This window comes from Bellilinea sp., assembly GCF_034432615.1.
Taxonomy (GTDB): Bacteria; Chloroflexota; Anaerolineae; order Anaerolineales; family Anaerolineaceae; genus Bellilinea.
Map to the genome: position 1 here is coordinate 1 of NZ_DAOUBL010000304.1, position 2,471 is coordinate 2,471.

The window sequence follows — 2,471 nt, forward strand, 5'->3', positions numbered from 1 at the left end:
TTTTGGGGGAGGCGGGAGGGGGACGAAAATTCGAAAGTTGATGTAAAAATGATTTATCCCGAATTGACGTTAAAAAATTTAACCACTTCAGGCCATCAGACCGGCAGTAATCCAAAGCCGGTCTGATTTTTTTCTTTCGGTTAGAAGGATAGTAAATTTTGAGAAAAATAGTAAAATATACCCAGGAAAGGACAATCCAATGGATGAACTGGTAAACTTAGTGGTGCAGAAGACCGGCATTCCTGAAGCGGCGGCGAAACAGGCGGTGGAAGTGGTGTTGGGTTACTTGAAACAGAAACTGCCCACCCCAATTGCCGGTCAGATTGATACGGCTGTGTCGGGCTCAGGCAAACTGGATGATGTGACCAAAGGCCTGAAGAATTTTCTGAAAAACTCATAAAATCGTTCAAGGGAGGCTAGGATGACTGCACTGGCAAAAATCGAAGGGATTGGTGAAAAGTACGCCGCTAAATTGCAGGCAGCCGGCGTGAACACCCTGGAGGGATTGCTGGAAAAAGGCAAGACCCCGCCGGGACGTAAGGCGCTGGCCGAGGCGACCGGCATCAGTGAAAAATTGATTCTGGAATGGGTCAATCTGGCGGATTTGTTCCGCATCAAGGGCATCGGCGAGGAGTATTCCGACCTGCTGGAAGAAGCCGGGGTGGACACAGTGGTGGAACTGGCTCAGCGCAACCCGGAAAATCTGCTGGCAAAGATGACCGAAATCAACGAGCAGAAGAAACTGGTGCGCCGCCTGCCGGTACTTTCTCAGGTGCAGGACTGGGTAGAACAGGCCAAAAATCTGCCGCGCGTCATCGAATACTGATTCGTCCGTATTTCGGTTTCCTTAAATTCAAGCAGCATCGAAGCCGAACCACACCTGCAAACCCTGCTTAAGCCAAAGCGGGTGAGGTATGGGTGTCCCTGTTGTGCCGCCGAACAGGCCCGTCATTCCAGACCAATGCCACCGGCAAACATGGGTTGCCCGAACCGGTCTACGGTCAAACCCCTGCTACATTTGGCGGGTATTTCAGGTGCAAAGTTGCTCCAGCGCAAAGCATAAGTGGCTTTTTTGCGCTATGCTCCATATCAACGGAGGAATACCCGCAATGGAAACAAAACCAACCGAGGTCTGGACCGTATCCGAATGGATTGCCGTGCAGCCGCAGGCGGTGGTCAGCCGCACGCTGATCCATCAGAAAAGCGGAACGGTAACCCTGTTTGCGTTTGACGGCGGTCAGGGTTTGAGCGAGCACACCGCTCCTTATGATGCGCTGGTGCACCTGCTGGAAGGCGAAATGGAGATTCACATCGCCGGACAGCCTTTTCACCTGAGCGGCGGGCAGATGCTGCTCATGCCGGCCGGCCAGCCCCACGCCCTCAAAGCCATCCTGCCCAGCAAAATGCTGCTGACCATGATCCGTTCCACCTGACCATTTGAAAAATCGGCCGCTTTTGGTTAATATAACCTCAGTTCGGGAGAAATCCTCTTCCTATTCCTCTGAGGATGTTCGACCCCCACCTGCATCTCCCCCTAAATCGCCCCAGCGATTTAGGGGGAGGCGGGAGGGGGTAATTGCTTTACTTGCCGGATCTTGAACTTATCCCGAACTCACGTTAATATAAAACTACAAGATTTGACCAAAGGAGAATTTTTCAAATGGGCGTGAAAGTAACCTGGTTTGGACATGCCGCCTTAGGACTGGAAACGGGCGGTTATCGTTTGCTGGTTGACCCCTTTTTGAGCGGCAACCCGGCTGCCAGTACTTCGCCGGAAAGTGTGACCGCCGATTTTGTCCTGATCACGCACGGGCACGGCGATCACGTTGGCGATGCGGTGCAGATTGCCAAACGCAGCGATGCACTGGTCATCAGCAATTTTGAAATTTGCAACTGGATTGCCAAACAGGGAGTCAAAACCCATGCCCAGCATTTGGGCGGCGGATTTCACCACCCGTTTGGTTATCTCAAACTGACCCTGGCGCTGCACGGTTCAGCCCTGCCGGATGGCAGCTACGGCGGCAACCCGGCCGGCTTTCTGCTGACCACCAACGAAGGGCAAAAAATCTACATGGCAGGCGATACCGGTCTGTTCGGCGATATGCGCCTGATCGGCGAAGAGGGCATTGATCTGGCCGTGCTGCCGATTGGCGATAACTACACCATGGGCCCGGCCGACGCGCTGCGGGCGGTGCGGTTAATTACCCCCAAACACGTGCTGCCCATTCATTATGATACCTTCCCGCTCATCGCTCAGGATGTGCAGCGCTGGGCGCAGCAGGTAGAGCAAGAGACCAGCAGCAAGGTGCACATTCTCAAACCGGGAGAGAGCTTAAGCCTGTAAAAAGAGAAACACGTCTCCCCCTCGTGATGAGAATGTTTCTTGGTTGAATATCGCGCCAACGCCGTTTGCCCCTCCCTCAAAAATTACTGGGGATGATTTTTGGCGGAGGCGGCTTTCCGTCCGCACG

General features: G+C 53.5%; 4 protein-coding genes. All 4 read left to right on the forward strand.

Features of this window, described 5'->3' with window-relative positions:
- Positions 1-199 precede the first annotated feature (199 nt).
- The 4 genes from VAE48_RS13790 to VAE48_RS13805 all read left to right on the forward strand — a co-directional run bounded on the left by VAE48_RS13790 (position 200) and on the right by VAE48_RS13805 (position 2,344).
- On the forward strand, positions 200-400 hold the full coding sequence (locus tag VAE48_RS13790) for a hypothetical protein (protein WP_322793906.1): 201 nt from the start codon (positions 200-202) through the stop codon (positions 398-400).
- 21 nt (positions 401-421) lie between these two features.
- Positions 422-826: a DUF4332 domain-containing protein gene (locus VAE48_RS13795; protein ID WP_322793907.1), complete on the forward strand. Its 405-nt coding sequence runs from the start codon at positions 422-424 to the stop codon at positions 824-826.
- Positions 827-1,109: 283 nt separating this feature from the next.
- Positions 1,110-1,433, forward strand: a complete 324-nt coding sequence (locus tag VAE48_RS13800; protein ID WP_322793908.1) for a cupin domain-containing protein — start codon at positions 1,110-1,112, stop codon at positions 1,431-1,433.
- Between the two features lie 233 nt (positions 1,434-1,666).
- Positions 1,667-2,344, forward strand: coding sequence for a metal-dependent hydrolase (locus tag VAE48_RS13805; protein WP_416181054.1), 678 nt, complete (start codon positions 1,667-1,669; stop codon positions 2,342-2,344).
- Positions 2,345-2,471: the final 127 nt, after the last annotated feature.

Bases quoted from the DNA above. Each gene is read 5' to 3' on its own strand.
- VAE48_RS13800 (WP_322793908.1), top strand. From the start codon at position 1,110: ATGGAAACAAAACCAACCGAGGTCTGGACCGTATCCGAATGGATTGCC.
- VAE48_RS13795 (WP_322793907.1), top strand. From the start codon at position 422: ATGACTGCACTGGCAAAAATCGAAGGGATTGGTGAAAAGTACGCCGCT.
- VAE48_RS13790 (WP_322793906.1), top strand. From the start codon at position 200: ATGGATGAACTGGTAAACTTAGTGGTGCAGAAGACCGGCATTCCTGAA.